Origin of the sequence: Streptomyces alanosinicus (assembly GCF_014650595.1) — a bacterium.
In the GTDB taxonomy this organism is placed as follows: domain Bacteria; phylum Actinomycetota; class Actinomycetes; order Streptomycetales; family Streptomycetaceae; genus Streptomyces; species Streptomyces alanosinicus.
Window position 1 is genome coordinate 280,082 of sequence record NZ_BMVG01000008.1, and the last position, 19,423, is coordinate 299,504.

Genomic DNA, 19,423 nt, shown 5'->3' on the forward strand with positions numbered 1-19,423 from the left:
AAGGGCACCTAGACAGCGTTGTCATCACCCAGGACGACGCCTTTCATGTCTCCTCCGCGACCTCCAAGGAGCCAGCACCCTCATGGCACACGGAGCCCACCGCAGCCCTCTCCTGCCTCCCCGCCCCGATCTGGGGCTCGCCCGCGACTGCGAGGTGTGCCTCGGCTGGGGCACCGTGATCACGCGCGACGGCGACCATGAACTGTGTCACGCATGCCAGGCGCTCCCCGGCGACGACGAGGACGCCGTCCGCCAGGGGTGACACCCCACTCGCTCCCCCATTTCCCCCACCCCCTGCCCACCCGGGACCGCCGCCGGCGACCGCACACCGCCAAGGTAAGCTCCGGGTAATCACTTCACCAAGAAATATTCAAGCGGGGCAGGGGGCGGCCATGGGCGCCGTACGCACGAGTCGGACGCCGTTGCCGGGCATCGGTGTCCGGTACGACCTGACGACCCGCGAGCAGCACAGACTGTCGGTGGTCGCCCACCGGGACGGGTCGAGGACGCTGAGCGCCTATCAGGGCACGGATCCCGACGCCTGTGCGCTGTCGGTCCGGCTGTCCGGCCAGGAGGCCGAGGCCCTCGCCGGCACGCTACAGCCGACGCACCACAGCCCCAGCCTGCTGTCCACGACGGAACTGGGCCTGGTCGCCGAACGGATCGCGCTGGCCGCGGCGTCGTACTGGAACGGCCGGCTGCTCGGCGACACCCGGATGCGCACCGAGACCGGGGTGTCGATCGTGGCCGTCCTGCGGCGCGCCGAGGCGATCCCCTCCCCCGGCCCCGACTTCCGGCTGGCCGGCGGGGACACGTTGATCGTGATCGGCACCCGCGAGGGCGTCGACGCGGCCGCCTCCATACTCGGCCGGGAGTGATCGCATGCACTCCTCCGCCGTCTTCCTGATCGAGTTCGGCGCCATCATCCTGGGCCTCGGGCTGCTCGGCCGGCTCGCCGCCCGCCTCCGCTTCTCGCCGATCCCGCTGTATCTGCTGGCCGGGCTGGCCTTCGGCGAGGGCGGGCTGCTGCCGCTCGGCGCCAGCGAGGAGTTCGTGGCGATCGGCGCCGAGATCGGTGTGATCCTGCTGCTGCTCATGCTGGGTCTGGAGTACACAGCCGGTGACCTCGTCTCCCATCTCAAGACCCAGTACCCGGCCGGGCTCGTCGACATGACCCTCAACGCCCTGCCCGGCGCCGCGACGGCCCTGCTGCTGGGCTGGGGTCCGATCGCCGCCGTCGTCCTCGCGGGCATCACCTGGGTCTCCTCGTCCGGGGTGATCGCCAAGGTGCTCGGCGACCTCGGCCGGATCGGCAACCGGGAGACTCCGGTGATCCTCAGCATCCTGGTGCTGGAGGACCTGTCCATGGCGGTCTATCTGCCGGTCGTCACGGCGCTGCTGGCCGGCACCGGGTTCGCCGCCGGCAGTGTCACCCTGGGCATCGCGCTCGGCGCGGCGGGCCTGGTCCTGCTGCTCGCCGTGCGTTACGGCCGGCACATCTCCCGCTTCGTCTCCACCGACGACCCCGAGAAGCTGCTGCTGGTGGTGCTCGGTCTGACGCTGGTGGTCGCCGGAGTCGCGCAGCAACTCCAGGTCTCGGCGGCCGTCGGCGCGTTCCTCGTCGGCATCGCGCTGTCCGGAGAGGTCGCCGAGGGCGCCCACCACCTCCTTGCGCCGCTGCGGGACCTGTTCGCGGCCGTGTTCTTCGTCTTCTTCGGGCTGCACACCGACCCGGCGAGCATCCCGCCGGTGCTGCTGCCCGCGCTGGCCCTCGCCGTCGTGACGGCCCTCACCAAGATCGCGACCGGTCACTGGGCGGCCCGGCGCGCCGGCATCTCGGCCCAGGGCCGCTGGCGGGCCGGCGGCACCCTGGTCGCGCGCGGCGAGTTCTCCATCGTCATCGCCGGTCTCGCCGTCACCGCCGGGATCGGCTCCGACCTCGGTCCGCTGGCCACGGCGTATGTGCTGATCCTCGTCGTCCTCGGCCCGCTGACGGCCCGTTACACCGAGCCGCTCGCGCTGCGGCTGACCGGCCGGCTGTCCCGACGCGCGGCTCCGGGCGCGGCGGACGACGTCCCGGGCCCGGTCGTCCGCGACCAGGACACCGCCGGCCGGCGCTGAGGCGCGGCCGCCGGGCACCGGCCGCCCGCTGATCGCGGCGACGTACCGTGGAGGCATGGCCGCCCCTCCGCTTCCGGGTCCGCTGGCGCATCTGGCCCCCCTGCTCGGCCACTACGGCTACTGGGCCGTGGGGGCTGTGGTCCTGGTGGAGGACTTCGGGGTGCCCGCGCCCGGCGAGACGATCCTGCTGGCCGCTGGGGTGTACGCGGGCGCGGGGCGGCTGAACGTCGTGGCCGTGGCGCTGATCGCGTTCACCGCGGCCGTCGTCGGGGACAACATCGGCTATCTGATCGGCCGGGTCGGCGGACGGGCCGCCGTGCACCGCTGGGGGCGGTTCGTCTTCCTGACGCCGAAGCGGTTCGCGGCCGCCGAGGAGTTCTTCGGCCGGCACGGCGGCAAGATCGTGACCGTGGCCCGGTTCATCGAGGGGCTCCGCCAGGCCAACGGCATCATCGCCGGCACCACCGGCATGCGCTGGCGCCGTTTCCTCGCCTTCAACGCGCTCGGCGCGGCCCTGTGGGTCGGCCTCTGGACGACCCTGGCCTATGTGGTCGGCACCCACATCCAGGCCGTCTACGCCGAGGTCTCGCGCTATCAGTTGTACGTCCTCGTCACCGCCGCCGCACTGCTCGCGGCCTTCGCCGTACGACACGTCGTACGCCGGCGCCGCGAGCAGTGACCGCACATCCCGAGCGCGGCGAACGTCCTTTTGCGCGGGCTGACTTCGGGGTGTACCACGAGGGAGCGCTGGACTCCCGTCACGAGGAGCGAGCTGTGCGCCATGCCGGCTGTCCTTCCGTGCCGGGGTGCTGCCCTTGCTCGGACGTGTCGTCGTCGGCGCGTTCGTGGCCGCCGCGCAGGGCGGAGGCGAGCGCGGAGACCAGGGCCATGCCGGCGGCCACGCTGAAGACGATGGTCAGGCCGTGGTGGAAGGGCCCGGAGACCAGTTCCGGGAAGAAGGTGTGGCCGGTCAGGGTGGCGCGCTGGGCGGCGGTCAGACGGTCCAGGGTGCCGCCGTCGCCGAGCAGATGGCCGATCGGGTTGTTCCCGAGGAACGTGGCGAACAGCGTGCTGACCGGCGGCAGCGAGGCCGCCTCGTGCGCGGTGCCGGCGGGCACACCGTGCGCCTGGAGTCCGCTGCTGAGCGTCTTCGGCAGGGTGCTCGCGAGCCCGGACACCATCAGCGAGAAGAAGACACCGATGGACAGGGCCGTACCCGAGTTCTGGAAGGTGGAGCGCATCCCGGAGGCCACGCCCCGGTAGCGGGCGGGGACGCTGCCCATGATGGAGGAGGTGTTGGGCGAGGAGAACATGCCCTGGCCCAGGCCGTTGAGCAGCAGCAGGGCCGCGAAGACGCCGTAGTCGAAGTTCACGGGCAGGGCCAGCAGTCCGAGGAAGGAGGCGGCGACGAGGAGCAGTCCGGCGGTGGAGAAGACACGGGCGCCGAACCGGTCGGAGAGATGGCCGGAGAGCGGCCCGGCGACGAGGAAGCCGAGGGTGAGCGGCAGCATGAAGATGCCGGCCCACAGCGGGGTGTCCTCGAAGTCGTAGCCGTGCAGCGGCAGCCAGATGCCCTGGAGCCAGATGATCAGCATGAACTGCAGTCCGCCGCGCGCGATCGCGGTGAGCAGGGCGGCCAGGTTACCGGCGGCGAAGGCCCGCACCGTGAACAGGGACAGCCGGAACATCGGCTCGGCGACCCGCGTCTCGACGACGCAGAACACCAGCAGCAGGAAGACGCCGCCTATCAGGCCCGTGAGCACCCAGGGGCTGGTCCAGCCGGTGGGGTGGCCGCCGTAGGGCTGGATGCCGTAGGTGATGCCCGCGAGCAGGATGCCGGCGCCGGTGGCGAAGGTGAGGTTGCCGAGCCAGTCGATACGGCCGCGCACGCCGGCCGAGGTCTCGCGCAGGCTCAGATACGACCAGATCGTGCCGGTGATGCTGACCGGGACGCTCACCCAGAACACCGCCCGCCAGTCGACGGCGGCGAGCAGACCGCCGGCCAGCAGGCCGAGGAACTGCCCGGCGAGCGCGGTGATCTGGTTGATTCCGAGGGCCATGCCACGCTGCCGGGCCGGGAAGGCGTCGGTGAGGATGGCGGCCGAGTTGGCGGTGAGCATGGAGCCGCCGAAGGCCTGCACGACGCGCCACAGGATCAGCCACAAGGCGCCGGCGCCCGCCCGGAAGGGGTCGAGGGACAGGGCGACGGAGGCGCAGGCGAAGACCAGGAAGCCGAGGTTGTAGATCCGGACCCGGCCGAACATGTCGCCGAGCCGGCCGAGGACGACCACGAGGACGGCCGAGACCAGCAGATAGCCGAGGATCATCCACAGCAGATAGCCGATGTTGCCGGCCGCGAGCGGGTCGAGCCCGATTCCGCGGAAGATCGCCGGCAGCGAGATGATCACGATGGAGGCGTCCATGGTGGCGATCAGGACGCCGAGTGTGGTGTTGGAGAGGGCGACCCACTTGTAGCCGGGGCCCGGGGGAGTGTCCCGCAGCCGGGCGGAGCGGGCGAGCAGTCGGGCGCGTATGCCGGCGGCGGGGCCGTGCGCGGCGGGTGCGGGGCCGGTCACAGCCGTTCCGCCAGTCGGTCGAGCAGGGGCAGGACGTCGTGCAGGGCCTGCCGCTCCTGCGGGGTGAACTCCGCCAGGGCGTGGGCGAGGCGGCCCACGGACTCGGAGCGGCGCTGCTCCAGCACGCTTCGGCCCTCGTCGGTGAGGGAGACGATGGCCCGGCGGCCGTCGGCCGTGTCGGGGGCCCGGCTCACCAGGCCGCGTTGTTCGAGTCCGGCGAGGGTGCTGGCCATGGCCTGCGGCCGGACGCGTTCCGACTCGGCGAGCGAGCCGGGCGAGTCCGGACCGGTCCGGGCCAGCCGGACCAGCACCGAGACGCCGGAGAGCGTGACATCGCCGACCGCGTGCGCCTGGCGCAGCCGACGGACGATCCGTCCCATGGCCAGCCTCAGTTCGGCGGCCAGTGCAACTGTGTCCATGATTACTCAGCATAGATTTATCAGTCTGGACTGTTCAACCAAGCGTAAGTAATCCGGCCACCACGCTCGGAGCTCCCGCACGCGCGGCGCGGGGGCACCCGTGCCACCCTCGTGACCGAGGAGTGCACCCGGCCCGAACCAGGAGGTGCGGCGACGCGGGAGGGCGACGAGATCCTCGGACATCCGCGGTACGGCCCCGAGCCGGACGTGGCCGGTGCCGCCGGCTACCCCGACGCCCCGCCGCGGGCGGGCTTCTTCACCGACACCTCGGTGTGCATCGGCTGCAAGGCCTGCGAGGTGGCGTGCAAGGAGTGGAAGCCGTCCCGGAGGACGGGCTCGAACTGACCGGCATGTCCTACGACAACACCCAGGGCCGCGGCGCCGACACCTGGCGGCACGTGGCCTTCGTCGAGCAGCGCCGGACCTTCGGCGGACCGGAACCCGGTGCCGCGCACGACGACGTCGACGTGTTCGCGGCCGCCGCCCGGCTCGGCACCGGCACACCCTCCCCCGGCCCACCCGCCGCTCCTGCGGCGCCCGGCCCCGGTCCTGACCCCGCGTCCGCGTCCGCGTCCGCCGGGCGGATCTCCCCCATCGCCCCCGACGGCCGCACCGAACTGCGCTGGCTGATGGCCTCCGACGTGTGCAAGCACTGCACCCGCGCCGGGTGCCTGGACGTGTGCCCCACCGGCGCGTTGTTCCGCACCGAGTTCGGCACGGTCGTGGTCCAGCAGGACATCTGCAACGGCTGCGGCTACTGCGTGCCCGCCTGTCCGTACGGCGTCATCGACCAGCGCGAGGGCGACGGCCGGGTGTGGAAGTGCACCCTGTGCTACGACCGGCTCGGCGTCGGCATGGAACCGGCCTGCGCCAAGTCCTGCCCGACCGACTCGATCCAGTTCGGCCCGCTGGAGGAGCTGCGGGAGCGGGCCCGGGCCCGGGTGACGCAGTTGCACGCGGCCGGTGTGACCGAGGCCCGGCTGTACGGCGAGAGCCCGGACGACGGGGTGGGCGGCGCCGGGGCGTTCTTCCTGCTGCTGGACGAGCCGGAGGTCTACGGCCTGCCCCCGGACCCGGTGGTCACCACCCGGGATCTGCCCGGTATGTGGCGGCACGCGGCCCTGGCCGCGGTCTGTCTGGCCGCCCTCACCCTGGGCGGTTTCGTACGGGGGCCGCGATGAGCGCGGCGGACGCGGGGCACGACGACGTACCGGGTGCGGGGCGCCGCCGGCGTCGGCGCGGCCGGGGCGAGCAGCCGATGGTGCCGGACGCCGCGTTCTCCTCGTACTACGGCCGCCCCGTGCTGAAGCGTCCGACGTGGCGGGCGCTGGACATCGCCGGCTATCTGTATCTCGGCGGTCTGGCCGGGGCCTCCTCGCTGCTGGCGGCCGGCGCGCAGGCCACCGGCCGGCCGGGGCTGGCGGCGCCGGCGAAGCTCGGGGCGGCCGGGGCCGTCTCGCTCTCGCTGGCCGCGCTCGTGCACGACCTGGGCCGCCCGGCCCGCTTCCTGAACATGCTCCGGGTCCTCAAGCCCACCTCCCCGATGAGCGTGGGCTCCTGGCTGCTGGCGGGCTACGCGCCGCTGGCACTGACCGCGGCGGCCACCGAGGCGACGGGCCGCTGCCGGACGCTGGGCTCGGCCGCGACGGCGGCGGCGGCCGCACTCGGCCCGGCGGTGGCGACGTACACCGCCGTGCTCCTCTCGGACACGGCGGTGCCCTCCTGGCACGAGGGCTACCGCGAACTGCCGTTCGTGTTCGCGGGCTCCGCCGCCACCGCCGCGTCCGGTCTGGCCCTGGCCTCGGCACCGAGCCCGCAGGCGGGGCCCGCGCGCCGGCTGGCCGTGCTCGGAGCCGTACTGGAACTGGGTGCCTTCCGGACGATGCGGCGGCGCATGGGCCTGGCCGCCGAGCCGTTCGAGAAGGGCAGGCCAGGGCGGTTGCTGCGGGCGGCCGAGCTGCTCACGGCGGGCGGCGCGGCCCTCGCCCTGCCCGGCGGACGGGACCGACGCCTTGCCCTGGCGGCCGCAGCCGCCCTGCTCACCGGCTCGGCGGCGCTGCGCTTCGGCGTGTTTCACGCCGGGGTGGTCTCCGCCGAGGATCCCCGGTACACGGTCGTACCTCAGCGGGCGCGCCGTGCGGCGCGCGGCCGCCGGTTCAGGGAGTGACGTCGATCCGGTGGGCGAGCACGGTCACACTGAGGTCGCCGTTGTCGACCCACTCGGGGAATTTGAGCGTCTTGTGGCTGGTGGCCGCGGGCGGGGTGACCTCCAGATACGCGGCGTGGACGGCGTCCGAGGTGCCGGTGTTGGCGTGCGTCCACGCGATGACCGCCTCCACACTCTGGCCCTTGCCGAGCGTCAGGGTGGCCTTGGCCGGGCTCTTCGCGTACCAGGTGTCGCCCCAGTGCGTGGTCGAGCGCAGTGTCCGGTGCGAGGCGTTCTGCAGGCCGAGGCCCGGGTAGCCCCGCAGCAGGCAGGTGTGAGCGCCGGTGTTCTTCAGTTTCAGCACCACGCCCTGATGGTTCATGCCGCCGGCCAGGCCCTCGCCGAACGAGGCGCTCAGCGCGGAGACGGCACAGGTGGGCGTGGCCTTCGCGGCCCCCGTCCCGGCGGCCTGTGCCACCCCGGCGCCGGCGATCCCCAGCGCGGCGACGGCGCTCGCGGCGAGCGTGGCCCGGACGAGGCGCCGCCGCCGGCCGGACCGGGCCGATATGGCGGTCCCAGGCGTGTGGCCCTGGATCTCGTGCTGGTGCTGGTGCTGGTTCTTGTGCGTCATGGTGAGCGTTCTCCCGCTTCGTAGAGAAATCCGTAACTCGCCTTGCATCTGGTGAGATGCCGGACGTGCGGGAAAAGTTCGGCCGGGAGGGTCTTGACGATGGGCGGTCCGCCCGGTCCGCCGGGTCCGCCTTTGCCCCCGGAAGGCCACGGGAGCAGGCTGTGAGGTGCGGCCTGATGAGAGGAGCCCAGGTGGCAGCGGCGGACAGGGTGCGGCCCGGCGCTCAGGAGACGGGGTACGAACCGGATCCGCGCCGGTGGCGGGCCCTGTGGGTGACCCTGGTGGCCGGCTTCATGAGCCTGCTCGACGTGACGATCGTGGCGGTCGCCCTGCCCACGGTTCAGCGGGATCTGCGCGCCTCGCCCGCGCAGGTGCAGTGGGTGGTGTCCGGATACGCGCTCACCTTCGCCCTCGCCCTGGTCACCGCCGGGCGGCTCGGCGACGCCCTGGACCGGCGTCGTATCTTCCTGCTCGCCCTCAGCGGCTTCGTCGTGTGCAGCGCGGCCTGCGGGGCGGCGCCGGACATCACGCTGCTGGTGGTGGCCCGGCTCGCCCAGGGGCTGGCGGCCGGCTTCATGGCGCCGCAGAACTCCGCGCTCATCCAGCAGCTGTTCCGTGGCGCCGAACGCGGCCGCGCCTTCGGCCTGTTCGGCTCCACCGTCGGTGTGTCCGCCGCCGTCGGCCCCCTCACCGGCGGTGTCATCCTCGCCCTCGCCTCCGGCGCCCAGGGCTGGCGGTGGATCTTCTACGTCAATGTCCCGATCGGCGTTCTCGCCGTCCTGCTCGGCCGCCGTCTGCTGCCGAGCACCCGGCGCTCCGGGCGGGGAAGCGTGGACCTGCCCGGCGTCCTGCTGCTCGGCCTCGGCGTCCTCGCGCTGATGTTCCCGCTGGTCCAGGCGGGCACCGAAGGCCTTGGCCGGCTGTGGTGGCTGTTCCCGGCGGGCGCCGCGGTCCTCACCGGCTTCGCCCGGTGGCAGCGCCGGCTGGTCGCCCGGGGTGCCCAGCCGCTGCTCGACCCCCGGCTGTTCAGCACCGCGCGCGGCTATGCGGTGGGCGCCGGCGTGGGCACGCTGTACTTCATCGGGTTCAGTGGCGTGTGGCTGGTCTTCGCGCTCTTCTTCCAGCACGGCCTGGGCTTCTCCCCGCTCCGCTCCGGTCTCGCCGTGACCCCCTTCGCGGTGGGCTCGGCGATCGCGGCCGTGGTCGCCGGCCGGCTGGTGGAGCGGTTCGGCCGCCTGCTCACCGTGTGCGGCCTCACGGCTGTGATCGTCGGCCTGGGCGGTACGGCGCTGCTGCTGCGTCTCGCCCCGCCCGGCAGTGCCCCCTGGGTCGCGGCCCCCGTGCTGTTCCTCGGCGGCATCGGCAGCGGTTTCGTGGTCTCCCCCAACATCACCATGACCCTGCGGGAGGTACCCGTGCACATGGCGGGCGCGGCGGGCGGTGCACTGCAGACCGGCCAGCGGCTGGGCGCCGCGGTCGGCACGGCCGCCCTGCCCGGCCTTTTCTACCTGGTGCTCGGCAGGAGCCAGGACTACCGGGGCGCCCTCGTCGCCGCGCTGGGTGCCGCCCTCGTCGGCATGGTGGCGGCGCTGGCTCTCGCGGCATGCGACTGGCGGCGCGACCGGAAGCTGCGCGGATCGCGCCGACGGTGCCCGGACGAGGTCGCCCACGATCCCATGCACACCCGGCAGACCTGACCGCCCCCGGCCACACCGAGCGGCCGTGCGCCGCCGAACAGCCGGGAGCCGCCGTGCAGCCGTGCAGCCGCGAGCCGCCGTGCAGCCGGAGCCGCCGTGCTTCAGCCGGCCGCGGGCGCGCTCAGGTCCGCCGGCACGGGCAGCAGCCGGTAGGCGTCCCCGTGGGTGATCACGTGTCCGGCGGTCGGCGGGGCGAAGTGGGTGCCGAGCAGGAGGGCGTCCGTGTCGGCGACCGAGCGGCGCAGCGCGCTACGGGAGGCCGCCGACCGCTGCGGATCGATGTCGACGCAGGCGCCGATGGCGGGGTGGGCGAGCTGGACCGGATGGTGGATGCAGTCGCCGGTGATCAGGGCGCGCCGGCCCCGGCTGGTCAGCTCGACCGCCACATGGCCGGGGGTGTGCCCCGGTGTGGGCACAAGGCGCAGGCCCGGGGCGGTCTCGGTGCCCTCGGCCGGGACGTCGACGAGGTCCAGCAGCCCCGCCTGTTCGACCGGAATCACGGAGTCGAGGAACATCTGCCGGCGTGCCTCGTCCATGTCGTACCCGGCCCAGAAGTCCCGCTCGGCGCGCGCCGTCAGGTAGCGGGCGTGGGGAAAGGTGGGCACCCAGGCGCCGTTCTCCTCGCGTGTGTTCCAGCCGACGTGGTCGGCGTGCAGATGGGTGAGGATCACCAGGTCGACGGAGTCCGGGGAGAAGCCGGCGGCGGTGAGGCGTTCGAGATACGGGGTGCGCAGGTCGTGCCAGGCCGGGTTGGCCCGCTGCTTGCCGTTGCCGACGCCGGTGTCGACGAGGACGCGCAGCCCGCCCACGACGAACGCGAAGCTGTGGCTGTCGATGCGCAGGGTGCCGTCGCTGTCGACGAAGTGCGGGTGCAGCCAGTACTCGCCCGTCACCACCTCGGGGCGGGCGTCGGGCAGGAGCCACGCTCCGGTCTCGGGCGGCAGCGGCGCCTCGTCGACGCGGTGGACCGTGACGTCGCCCACGGTCCAGGACGGGAGCGGCTCGGCGGACAAGGGCTGCATGGTCCAGGCATCGGTGCACACCGCCGTCCGCGAACTCATGTCGGAGGTGGGTCGCGACGCGCTGACGGTGCCGCTGGTCGCACAGCGCGCCGGGGTCACACCGTCGACGATCTACCGCCGCTGGGGCGACCTGCAGAAACTGCTGTCCGACGTGGCGGTGGAGCGGCTCCGCCCCGACACGGCGCCGCGGGACCACGGCGGCCTGCGGGCCGATCTCACCGCCTGGGCCGGGCAGTTCCTCGACGAGATGGCCTCCCGCGCGGCCGGCCGCGGGGAGAGCGCACCCGCCGTCGAGACGGTCATGGACCGCGTCGTCGCTCCTCTGATGTACCGCATCCTCTTCCGCCCGGCCGGACTCGACACCGCGTACACGCGTCAGCTCGTGGCCGGGCTGCTGGACACGACTCCGGAGGCGGCGACGGATGCGGGTCCGGGCGGGAGTGAGACGTCCGGCCGGTGACGAGAGCCGAGGGGGCTAGGGCCTGTCCGGCGGATCCTGTCGCGGACGCGGGGGTCGGCACGCCCATCTGCGGCGTTGTCGTCGGTCGCCGACGCTCCGCGTCGACTCCCTCCTCCGCCTTGCAGCTGGACGCACCGACCCCCGCTCACCTGCGCCGATGAGGCGCCGTCACTTTCCCGCGACCTGATCCGCCGGACAGGCCCTAGGCCCTGAGCGGCGCACCGGGGCGAGAGATGCCGGGACCGCACCCGTGCGGGAAGATCGAGGGACCGGGCGGACCAGGCGACCGGGTGGAAGGAGCGACCGTGGGCATACGCACCTGGATCGACTCCTGGCCCGTCTACCGCCAGCTGACCGGCAGCGATCCGCTGGGCCGGGGTGCCGCGGCGAAGAGCGCGCACAGCGAGCGGCTCACCCCCCGGGTGGCCACCGCCGACCGCGTCGTGAAATCGGTCTGCCCGTACTGCGCGGTGGGCTGCGGTCAGAACGTCTACGTCCAGGACGAGCGGGTCACCCAGATCGAGGGCGACCCGGACTCCCCCGTCTCACGCGGCCGGCTGTGCCCCAAGGGCGCGGCGAGCCTGCAGCTGACCACCGGGGACGCGCGCGAGCGCCAGGTCCTCCACAGGCGGCCGTACGCGACCGAATGGGAGCCGCTGGACCTCGGCACGGCGATGGACATGATCGCGGACCGGGTGATCGAGGCACGCCGTGCGGGCTGGCAGTGGACGGTCGACGAGACCCGCACCCGGCGCACCCTCGGCATCGCCAGTCTCGGCGGGGCCACGCTCGACAACGAAGAGAACTACCTGATCAAGAAGTTGTTCACCGCGCTCGGCGCGATCCAGCTCGAGAACCAGGCGCGGGTTTGACACTCCTCCACCGTTCCCGGTCTGGGAACCTCGTTCGGACGCGGCGGCGCGACCACCTTCCAGCAGGACCTGCAGAACGCGGACTGCGTCGTCATCGAGGGCTCGAACATGGCCGAGTGCCATCCGGTCGGGTTCCAGTGGGTGATGGAGGCCAAGGCGCGGGGCGCGAAGCTGATCCACGTCGACCCGCGGTTCACCCGCACCAGCGCGCTGGCCGACGTCCATGTGCCGCTGCGCGCGGGCACGGACATCGCCTTCCTCGGCGGGATCGTCCACTACGTCCTGGAGCAGGACAAGTACTTCCGTGAGTACGTCGTGGCGTACACCAACGCCCCGCTGATCCTGCGGGAGGACTTCCACGACACCGAGGACCTGGGTGGCGTGTTCTCCGGCCTCGATGCCGCCAACCGCACGTACGACACGGGCAGCTGGCAGTACGAGGGCGGCGCGGGCGCGCCTGCGCGGGACGAGACGCTGACCCATCCGCGCTGTGTGCTCCAGGTGCTGAAGCGGCACTTCGCCCGCTACACACCGGAGCTGGTCGAGGAGGTCTGCGGCGTGCCGCGGGGCCTGTTCCGGCAGGTGTGCGAGCTGGTCACGGAGAACTCCGGCTGCGACCCTACGACGGCGTTCGCGTACGCGGTCGGCTGGACCCAGCACACGGTGGGTGTGCAGTACATCCGCGCGGCGGCCGTACTGCAGACCCTGCTCGGCAACATCGGCCGGCCGGGCGGCGGCATCCTCGCCCTGCGCGGCCACGCCTCCATCCAGGGCTCCACGGACATCCCGACGCTGTACAACCTGCTGCCGGGCTACATCCCGATGCCGGACGCCCGCCGGCACCCGGACCTGGCCGCCTTCGTCGAGGCCGGGACGGCCCCCAAGGGGTACTGGGGCAACATGCGCGCGTACATGGTCAGCCTGCTCAAGGCGTACTGGGGTGCGGCGGCGCGGGCCGACAACGACTTCTGCTTCGACTATCTGCCCCGGCTGACCGGCTCCCACTCGGCGTACGAGACGGCCCTGGCCCAGCTGGACGGCGTCTGCAAGGGCTACGTCCTCTTCGGTGAGAACCCGGCGGTGGGCAACGCCGACGCCAAGGTGATGCGGCTCGGGATGGCGAACCTGGACTGGCTGGTGGTGCGCGACTTCTCGCTGATCGAGTCGGCGACATGGTGGAAGGACGGGCCCGAGATCGAGACCGGTGAGCTGCGCTGCGCGGACATCCGCACCGAGGTGTTCTTCCTGCCGGCCGCCGCGCACACCGAGAAGGACGGCAGTTTCACCAACACCCAGCGGCTGCTGCAGTGGCACCACCAGGCCGTCGAGCCGCCCGGCGACGCGCGCAGCGACCTGTGGTTCACCTACCATCTGGGGCGGCTCGTCCGGGAGAGGCTCGCGGGGTCCACCGATGAGATGGACCGGCCCATGCTCGATCTGGCCTGGGACTATCCGACGAAGGGCGGGCTCGCCGAGCCGGACGCGGAGGCCGTGCTCGCCGAGATCAACGGCCATGACGCCGAGGGCGCCCCGCTCTCCTCCTACGAGCAGCTGAAGCCCGACGGCTCCACCACCTGCGGCTGCTGGATCTACTGCGGTGTCTACGCCGACGGCGTCAACCAGGCCGCCCGCCGCAGGCCCGGCCGGGAGCAGGACTGGGTGGCGGCCGAGTGGGCGTGGGCGTGGCCGGCCAACCGCCGGATCCTGTACAACCGTGCCTCCGCCGACCCGCGCGGCAGACCGTGGAGCACGCGCAAGGCGCTGGTGTGGTGGGACCCGGACAAGGGCGAGTGGTCCGGATACGACGTCCCCGACATCAAGAGGGACAAGGCGCCCGATCACCGGCCCCCCGAGGACGCGACCGGCCCGGCGGCACTGTCCGGCACGGACCCGTTCATCATGCAGGCCGACGGCAAGGCCGCGCTGTATGTGCCGACCGGACTCGCCGACGGCCCGCTCCCGGCCCACTACGAGCCGCAGGACTCGCCGTTCCCGAACCTCCTCTACCACCAACAGCGCAATCCTGTACGGCAGTTGCTGCCCTCGCTCCCCGACAACCGCTATCAGCCGAGCGGTGACGAGCCCGGTGCGGAGGTGTTCCCGTACGTGGCCACCACCTACCGGCTGACCGAGCACCACACCGCCGGCGGTATGTCCCGCTGGCAGCCGTATCTGGCCGAGCTGCAGCCGGAGTTCTTCTGCGAGGTGTCCCCCGGACTCGCGGCCGAGCGGGGCCTGGAGCACACCGGGTGGGCGACGATCGTCAGCGCTCGCGCGGTGATCGAGGCACGGGTCCTGGTGACGGACCGGATGACACCGCTGACGGTGCAGGGGCGCCGGCTGCACCAGGTGGGGCTGCCCTACCACTGGGGCCCCAACGGCTACAGCACCGGGGACGCGGCCAACGAACTGCTGCATCTGTCCCTGGATCCGAACGTCCACATCCAGGAGTCGAAGGCGTTCGCCGTGGACATCCGCCCCGGCCGCCGGCCACGCGGCCCGGCGTCCGTGGCACTGGTGCGGGCCTACCGCAGACGGGCCGGCATCGACGAGCACACCGGCACGGAGCCCTGAGGCACCGGAACAGACACGGGCATCGGCGGCCGCGCGGGTTCATGGGGTGCCGTCGAGGGGCTGGCAGTGGGCGAGGAGAGCGCGGTGGACCGCAGGCGTGGCGCTGACGCGCAGGGTGTGGTCCTGTCCGCGCCGTACGCGCTGGCGGAACGGGCAGTCACTGCTGGTCGGTCGAGACTCGCTTGTCGACCAGGTTCGCCGCCGAGGGCCCCTCCGGACGGGGCTTCCCCCGACCGGCGACCATCTGCAGGGAGGCCGGCCTGAACACGCCGGAACCTACGCCGGCTCGGGTCGTTCCGGGTTCGGGACGAAGGCGGGTAGCGCGGCGAGGCTGTGGCGCACGGCCTCGCCGCCGTACTCGAACATCTGCCGCTCGTAGTCGCCGACCGCGCCGATGAGGTCTTGGCGGCGCTCGACGGCCCCGATCAGGCAGCGGCGCAGCAGGTCGGCGTCGCGCAGCGCGGTGTTCGCACCGTTGCCGCCGGTCGGGGAGGTGGCGTGGATGGCGTCTCCGAGCAGCGTGACCGGACCGGGCGCCCAGCGCTCGCGGGGCTCGACCACCCGGATGGACAGCAGGGTGCTGTTGTCCGGGTCGGCCTGCTCGATGAGCGCCCGCAGCTCCGGGTGCCAGCCCTCCATCCTGGACAGCACGGCCTCCTGCGCGGTCGGGGCGCCGAGCGAGCCGTTCGACGGAAGGATCATGGCCCAGCGTACGTAGTCGCCGATGTCGGGCAGCGTGACTTCGGGGGCCAGTTGTCCGGCGGCTTGCTTCGGCGGGGTACGGAAGCGCATCGCGCCGAGCAGCAGGCTGACGCCGTCGCCCGCGATCTTCGAGCCATAGGCCTTGGACAGGCCGGCGAACTCGTCGGTCAGCGGGGTGCGGCCGATGACGAACCGGACGCCGGTGTCGGTCGGGGTGGTCTGCGGCGACAACACGCCGCGGACCGCGGAGGCGACGCCGTCCGCGCCGACGAGCAGCTCGGCGGTGGCCGGGTCGCGGCGGGCGAACCGGGCCGCGCAGGACCCGGTCGGTGCGCGGGACACGGCGGCGCGCGTCGCCGGCGTCCGGCGTCCGTGCGGCGGTGGCGTCGCGGCGCTCCACGGGGCGGGAGCGGATCCCGGCCGTCCCGGTCCGCCCGTCCGTCGTGCTCGCCGTCCGCTGCTCCATGCCGCGTCTGTCCCTCCGCTTCGGACCGTGCTCCTGCGGGCTGCGCCCATGGTCTCCCGGCGCCCCGGACCGGCCGTTCGACACGCCGGGACCGGCCAGGACCCCGGCCGCCCGGCGGAGCGCGCCGGGTCATCGGGGCCCGGTGGGCGAGCGCCACTCTTCGCTGCCGTCGCCGCCTTCGCCGCCTTCGGTGCCTTCGGTGCCTTCGGTGCCTTCGGTGCCCGGCTGCGGTCGGGGCGGTGGAGCGCCGCCCGCGGTGAGGTGTTCCAGCACCTCGACCAGTTCCTGACAGGCCTTCTCCACCGAGCGCCTGGTGTTGCGCTGTTCGGTGATCAGCGCGGAGAGCAGCAGCGCGGTCAGCGCCATCGAGCCGTTGAACGTCTGCAGCTTCGCCATGATCTCGATCCGGCTGAGGCCCCTGAAGGCCCCGACGCCGTCCGTCGCGGCGACGGAGGCCAGCACGGACGTCAGCAGCGCGCACAGCACACTGCCCAGGAGCTGGAAGCGCAGGGCGGCCCAGATCAGGAGCGGGTAGACGAGGTAGAGGAGGCTGAGCGGGCTGTAGACGGCCAACGGCACCAGAGTGCAGGCGACGACGGCGAGCGCGGTCGCCTCCTTCCAGCGGGCCAGGGACGGCGGCCGGCGCGCGCCGTGCAGCAACAGCAGCAGCGGGGTGACGAGCAGGACGCCCATGGCGTCGCCCACCCACCAGGCGAGCCAGACGGGGCAGAAGCTGTGCGCGTCGAGCTTGCCGGTGAGCACGAGGAGGCCGACGCCGGCGGTCGAGCTGATCAGCATCGCGCCCAGCGCGCCCAGGAACACCAGGGCGACGCCGTCGCGCAGCCGGCCGAGGTCGGTGTGGAAGCCGGCCCGGCGCAGCAGGAGCACCGCGACCACCGGTGCGGCGGTCTGAGCGGCGAGGGTGCCGAGCACGTCGAGGTGGGGGGTGGTGAGGTAGAGCACCGCGAAGAAGGCGCCGATCGTGATGCCGGGCCAGCAGCGCAGGCCGAGGATCAGCAGGGCGGCGACGGCGACGCCGGTCGGCGGCCAGATGGGGGTGACGACGGCGCTCTCGACGGAGAGTTCGCGCAGGAGTCCGAGCCGGGCCGCGGCGTAGTAGCAGGCCGCGACGGCCAGTACCTGGACGGCGTAGCCGCCCGGCCGGCGCAGATCCTCGAAACCCACCACAGCAGCAATCTCACACGGGCCGCGCCGCCTCGGCGAGGCGAGGGCCGGTGCCGTCCGCCCCTATGGCTGAATCCCGAACGCCTCGCGCATCACCCGGACGAGTCACCCGGGGCAGGCTGCCCGGCTGTCGCCGGCGCCGGCCCCCGCCCGATCCGCAGGCCCGCGCCCGTCGGGTCGGCCGGCCCGGTCACGGGTGCTGTGCGGGGCTGTCCAGGCCGACGACGAGGACGGCCGCGTCGTCCTCGTGTCCGACGCTCTCGGCGCCCTTGATCACGGCGGCGGCCAGCGCATGGGCCTCCAGGCCGGCGACGGCGGCGATCCCGGCGAGGCGTACCACCTGGTCGAGGCCGGCCTCGATGCTCAGCGAGGGGCCCTCCACCACTCCGTCGGTGACCAGGACGAACACCCCGCCCGTGGCGAGCCGGTGCCGGGTCACCGGGAACTCCATGCCCTTGTCGATGCCGAGCGGCGGCCCTCCCTCGTCGTCCACGACGCCGGACTTGCCGTCCGCCGTGGCCCACACGAACGGGATATGGCCGGCCCGTGCGCTCTCCAGCACCCCGGTGGCCGGGTCGAGACGCATGAACGTGCAGGTGGCGAACAGCTCGCTGCCCAGCGCGAGCAGCAGGTCGTTGGTGCGGCCGAGCAGTTCCCCCGGCTCTCCGGTCACGGAGGCGAGGGCACGCAGTCCGACCCGCACCTGGCCCATGAAGGCCGCGGCCTCGATGTTGTGCCCCTGTACGTCGCCGATGGACAGCCCGATCCGCCCGTCGGGCAGGGTGAACGCGTCGTACCAGTCGCCGCCCACATTGAGACCGAGGTTGGCCGGTGTGTAGCGGACGGCGAGATGCACTCCGGGGGCGGTGGGCAGGTCCCGGGGCAGCATGCCGCGCTGCAGCTCGATGGCCAGCTCGACCTGGGTGCGCTGCAGCTCCGCGCGCTCGCGTGCCTGGGCGGTGAGCGAACCGAGTCTGGCCAGCAGCTCGTCGCCGTCGTCCGTGGAGCGCTTGCGGGGCATCGATCACTTCCGGCGCGGCGGAGGCCTTCGACGACCGTCCGCCTGAATGTTCGGCAAATGCCTAGATTTTACCTATTTCGGCTGATCGTGCCGCGCGGCATCGGCGTGCGCTCGCCGCCGACGCCGCTCTCGGGAGCCCTCTGAAGCCCTCTGGAACTTTCTGAACTTTCACCAGTCTCATACCTCCGGCCACGAGCTGGGCCGCATGTCTCACAGCGGGGAGCGGGCCACCACCGCCACATAGGCGCCGAACAGCAGGGACACGACGGTCAGACCCGTGTAGATGACCACGACATGGGCCGGCCGGACGCGCCAGGTCCGGGTGAGGGCGCGGGCCATGGGGATGAGGAGGGGGAAGGCCGGCAGCAGGAAGCGCGGCTTGGAGGAGAAGGAACCGGAGCCCCCGACCACGAGCAGGATCAGGACGCCGGCGAAGACGACGAGGGCCAGTGGTGCGCGTTCCAGGCAGAGCAGCGCGAACAGCAGCACGCCGGCCGCGACTATCACCAGGGCCGCCGGGTAGACGACGCCCCCGCCGTGCAGCAGCAGGGCCTTCAGGAAGCGCGCCGAGCCGAGACCGAAGTCGAAACGCGAGTCCCAGGCGCTCTGCACCTTGAAATAGCCGCCGAGCAGGTCGCCTGTCTGCCCGCCGACCCAGAGCACATAGCCGAGCCAGCCCAGCGGGGCGAGCACGGCGCCGGCCCACAGGCTCACCGGGACCCGGCCGCGCTCCCGCAGCGCCTCGTGGGCGGCGGCGAGGGAGACGGCCAGGGCGATCGCGAATCCGCTCGGCCGGGACAGCCCGGCCAGCGCGGCCAGCGTGCCGGCCCACAGCCAACGGCGCTTGAGTACGAAGTACAGGGACCAGATGGCGAGCGCGGCGAAGAGGGACTCGGTGTAGGCGATGGTCAGCTCGACCGCGTGCGGCAGGGCGGCCCACAGCGCGACCAGGGCGGTGGCGACCCCGCGGCCGTAGAGGTGATGACCGATGACGTAGACCCCGTACGCCGCCACACCCGCGGCGATCCACGCGATGAGCAGGGCGGCCTGGCCGGGGCTGAACGGCAGCACGGTGGACAGCGCCCTGATGAGCCCGGGGTACAGCGGGAAGAACGCCCAGTCGCTCTGGACGGCGCCCTGCGGGGTGATCCAGATCCGGTGGCCGTAGCCCTGGGCGGCGATATGCAGGTACCAGCGGGAGTCCCAGGAGTGGGCGAAGCTCTTGACCAGCGGATGACCCCGCACCGCGTTCGTGACGATCACCATCAGGACCCCGGCGAGCCGCACGGCCACGAACAGGGCGAGGGCTGCCAGCGCTCCCTCCGGGAACCCGCGCCGGGCGATCCGGGGCAGGGCCGGGGGTCGGAGGGGACGGGACGGGGCGGCCGATTCGGGCCGCGGTACGGAGGAGGTGCTCACTCTGTTGACCTTGGGCACGCCAGGTAAGACGTGCAATCCGCGACTCGGGTTTCTTACGGACTTCCACCCTGATTCAGGAATCAGTCAAGGAATGGGTGCAAATCCCTTACTC

The 19,423-nt window shown here is 72.8% G+C and carries 16 protein-coding genes and 1 pseudogene; 9 read left to right on the plus strand and 8 right to left on the minus strand.

Going from position 1 to position 19,423, the window contains the following annotated elements; translation table 11 throughout:
- The first annotated feature begins 82 nt into the window (after positions 1 to 82).
- From IE277_RS20145 to IE277_RS20160, 4 genes are all read left to right on the plus strand, one after another.
- A complete protein-coding gene (locus IE277_RS20145) occupies positions 83 to 262 on the plus strand; it encodes a hypothetical protein (protein WP_189954324.1) in 180 nt (59 codons plus the stop codon).
- A gap of 130 nt (positions 263 to 392) precedes the next feature.
- Positions 393 to 878: a cation:proton antiporter regulatory subunit gene (locus tag IE277_RS20150; protein ID WP_189954326.1), complete on the plus strand. Its 486-nt coding sequence runs from the start codon at positions 393 to 395 to the stop codon at positions 876 to 878.
- Positions 879 to 882: 4 nt separating this feature from the next.
- On the plus strand, positions 883 to 2,121 hold the full coding sequence (locus IE277_RS20155; RefSeq protein ID WP_189954329.1) for a cation:proton antiporter: 1,239 nt from the start codon (positions 883 to 885) through the stop codon (positions 2,119 to 2,121).
- Positions 2,122 to 2,176: 55 nt separating this feature from the next.
- Positions 2,177 to 2,800, plus strand: a complete 624-nt coding sequence (locus IE277_RS20160) for a DedA family protein (RefSeq protein WP_189954331.1) — start codon at positions 2,177 to 2,179, stop codon at positions 2,798 to 2,800.
- Positions 2,801 to 2,879: 79 nt separating this feature from the next.
- Here the strand turns inward: IE277_RS20160 and IE277_RS20165 are convergent, their stop codons facing one another.
- Both IE277_RS20165 and IE277_RS20170 read right to left on the minus strand, forming a co-directional pair.
- Entirely contained in the window at positions 2,880 to 4,544 is a 1,665-nt protein-coding gene (locus tag IE277_RS20165) for an MFS transporter (RefSeq protein WP_229881856.1), read from the minus strand.
- A 149-nt stretch (positions 4,545 to 4,693) separates the two neighbouring features.
- Positions 4,694 to 5,116 (minus strand): MarR family winged helix-turn-helix transcriptional regulator, encoded by a 423-nt coding sequence (locus IE277_RS20170; protein WP_189954333.1) that lies wholly within the window; start codon positions 5,114 to 5,116, stop codon positions 4,694 to 4,696.
- 171 nt (positions 5,117 to 5,287) lie between these two features.
- On the opposite strand from IE277_RS20170, the pseudogene IE277_RS49210 reads away from it, so the two are divergent.
- Positions 5,288 to 6,297: pseudogene (locus IE277_RS49210) on the plus strand (4Fe-4S dicluster domain-containing protein).
- Positions 6,294 to 7,283 (plus strand): NrfD/PsrC family molybdoenzyme membrane anchor subunit, encoded by a 990-nt coding sequence (nrfD, locus tag IE277_RS20180; RefSeq protein WP_189954335.1) that lies wholly within the window; start codon positions 6,294 to 6,296, stop codon positions 7,281 to 7,283. Before IE277_RS49210 ends, nrfD begins: the two are co-directional and overlap by 4 nt.
- Here nrfD and IE277_RS20185 read toward each other — a convergent pair.
- Positions 7,273 to 7,893 carry a DUF4232 domain-containing protein gene (locus IE277_RS20185; RefSeq protein WP_189954337.1) on the minus strand — a complete coding sequence of 207 codons (621 nt, stop codon included), beginning with the start codon at positions 7,891 to 7,893 and terminating at the stop codon, positions 7,273 to 7,275. The two genes, nrfD and IE277_RS20185, sit on opposite strands and share 11 nt — an antisense overlap.
- Positions 7,894 to 8,069: 176 nt before the next feature.
- Between IE277_RS20185 and IE277_RS20190 the strand changes: the two genes are divergently transcribed.
- Positions 8,070 to 9,590 carry an MFS transporter gene (locus IE277_RS20190; protein ID WP_189954339.1) on the plus strand — a complete coding sequence of 507 codons (1,521 nt, stop codon included), beginning with the start codon at positions 8,070 to 8,072 and terminating at the stop codon, positions 9,588 to 9,590.
- Positions 9,591 to 9,691: 101 nt separating this feature from the next.
- Here the strand turns inward: IE277_RS20190 and IE277_RS20195 are convergent, their stop codons facing one another.
- Positions 9,692 to 10,603, minus strand: a complete 912-nt coding sequence (locus IE277_RS20195) for an MBL fold metallo-hydrolase (RefSeq protein WP_373310827.1) — start codon at positions 10,601 to 10,603, stop codon at positions 9,692 to 9,694.
- A gap of 7 nt (positions 10,604 to 10,610) precedes the next feature.
- Between IE277_RS20195 and IE277_RS20200 the strand changes: the two genes are divergently transcribed.
- On the plus strand, positions 10,611 to 11,072 hold the full coding sequence (locus IE277_RS20200) for a TetR/AcrR family transcriptional regulator (RefSeq protein WP_189954343.1): 462 nt from the start codon (positions 10,611 to 10,613) through the stop codon (positions 11,070 to 11,072).
- Between the two features lie 305 nt (positions 11,073 to 11,377).
- A complete protein-coding gene (gene fdnG, locus IE277_RS20210; protein ID WP_229881827.1) occupies positions 11,378 to 14,518 on the plus strand; it encodes a formate dehydrogenase-N subunit alpha in 3,141 nt (1,046 codons plus the stop codon).
- Between the two features lie 276 nt (positions 14,519 to 14,794).
- Here the strand turns inward: fdnG and IE277_RS20215 are convergent, their stop codons facing one another.
- The 4 genes from IE277_RS20215 to IE277_RS20230 form a co-directional block, all read right to left on the minus strand.
- On the minus strand, positions 14,795 to 15,562 hold the full coding sequence (locus IE277_RS20215; RefSeq protein ID WP_229881828.1) for an FAD-dependent monooxygenase: 768 nt from the start codon (positions 15,560 to 15,562) through the stop codon (positions 14,795 to 14,797).
- A 253-nt stretch (positions 15,563 to 15,815) separates the two neighbouring features.
- Positions 15,816 to 16,874 carry an MASE1 domain-containing protein gene (locus IE277_RS20220; RefSeq protein ID WP_189954347.1) on the minus strand — a complete coding sequence of 353 codons (1,059 nt, stop codon included), beginning with the start codon at positions 16,872 to 16,874 and terminating at the stop codon, positions 15,816 to 15,818.
- A gap of 187 nt (positions 16,875 to 17,061) precedes the next feature.
- Entirely contained in the window at positions 17,062 to 17,892 is an 831-nt protein-coding gene (locus IE277_RS20225; protein ID WP_189954349.1) for a PP2C family protein-serine/threonine phosphatase, read from the minus strand.
- 210 nt (positions 17,893 to 18,102) lie between these two features.
- Positions 18,103 to 19,311 carry a putative hexosyltransferase gene (locus tag IE277_RS20230; RefSeq protein WP_229881830.1) on the minus strand — a complete coding sequence of 403 codons (1,209 nt, stop codon included), beginning with the start codon at positions 19,309 to 19,311 and terminating at the stop codon, positions 18,103 to 18,105.
- Positions 19,312 to 19,423 lie beyond the last annotated feature (112 nt).

Bases quoted from the DNA above. Each gene is read 5' to 3' on its own strand.
- IE277_RS20185 (WP_189954337.1), bottom strand. From the start codon at position 7,893: ATGACGCACAAGAACCAGCACCAGCACCAGCACGAGATCCAGGGCCAC.
- IE277_RS20190 (WP_189954339.1), top strand. From the start codon at position 8,070: ATGAGAGGAGCCCAGGTGGCAGCGGCGGACAGGGTGCGGCCCGGCGCT.
- IE277_RS20225 (WP_189954349.1), bottom strand. From the start codon at position 17,892: ATGCCCCGCAAGCGCTCCACGGACGACGGCGACGAGCTGCTGGCCAGA.
- nrfD (WP_189954335.1), top strand. From the start codon at position 6,294: ATGAGCGCGGCGGACGCGGGGCACGACGACGTACCGGGTGCGGGGCGC.
- IE277_RS20160 (WP_189954331.1), top strand. From the start codon at position 2,177: ATGGCCGCCCCTCCGCTTCCGGGTCCGCTGGCGCATCTGGCCCCCCTG.
- IE277_RS20170 (WP_189954333.1), bottom strand. From the start codon at position 5,116: ATGGACACAGTTGCACTGGCCGCCGAACTGAGGCTGGCCATGGGACGG.
- IE277_RS20145 (WP_189954324.1), top strand. From the start codon at position 83: ATGGCACACGGAGCCCACCGCAGCCCTCTCCTGCCTCCCCGCCCCGAT.
- IE277_RS20200 (WP_189954343.1), top strand. From the start codon at position 10,611: ATGGTCCAGGCATCGGTGCACACCGCCGTCCGCGAACTCATGTCGGAG.
- IE277_RS20165 (WP_229881856.1), bottom strand. From the start codon at position 4,544: ATGGACGCCTCCATCGTGATCATCTCGCTGCCGGCGATCTTCCGCGGA.
- IE277_RS20150 (WP_189954326.1), top strand. From the start codon at position 393: ATGGGCGCCGTACGCACGAGTCGGACGCCGTTGCCGGGCATCGGTGTC.
- IE277_RS20155 (WP_189954329.1), top strand. From the start codon at position 883: ATGCACTCCTCCGCCGTCTTCCTGATCGAGTTCGGCGCCATCATCCTG.